Origin of the sequence: Pseudomonas sp. EL_65y_Pfl2_R96, assembly GCF_963970905.1 — a bacterium.
In the GTDB taxonomy this organism is placed as follows: domain Bacteria; phylum Pseudomonadota; class Gammaproteobacteria; order Pseudomonadales; family Pseudomonadaceae; genus Aquipseudomonas.
In genome coordinates, this window is sequence record NZ_CAXAQH010000228.1 from 1 (window position 1) to 514 (window position 514).

Here is a 514-nt window from a genome sequence, read left to right on the forward strand (position 1 = left end):
GATTGCGTCGGCCGACGATCGCGCGCAGCTCCGCTTCCTGGAGTTCTTCGCCGTCACCATCCGCAATCCGCACACACGTCGCGCTTATGCGCGTGCAGCGGGCGAGTTCTTGGCCTGGTGCGATGCGCGTTGCGTGGCGTCGATTGCCGAGGTGCAGCCGCTTCACGTCGCGGCCTGGATCGAAATGCTGGGGCACGACGTGAGCGCGCCGACCGTCAAGCAGCGGCTTGCGGGTGTGCGCCACCTGTTCGACTGGCTGGTGACGGGCCAGGTCGTGTCGGTGAACCCGGCCGCATCGGTGCGCGGTCCGGCGCACAGCGTCCGGCGCGGCAAGACGCCAGTCCTCGCGCCTGATGAGGCGCGGCGGTTGCTCGACACGATCGATGTGACGACCCCGGCGGGCTTACGCGATCGGGCGCTAATCGGGTTGATGGTCTATTCGTTCGCTCGCATCGGCGCTGCGCTGGGAATGCGGGTGGAGGACGTGTTTGTGCAGAATCGCCGGTTGTGGGTG

The 514-nt window shown here is 67.5% G+C and carries 1 protein-coding gene; it reads left to right on the top strand.

Translation table 11 applies throughout. From position 1 onward, the window contains the following. Positions 1 to 514: tyrosine-type recombinase/integrase (locus AACY49_RS30355; RefSeq protein WP_339527960.1), on the top strand; the 514-nt coding region annotated here is incomplete at both ends.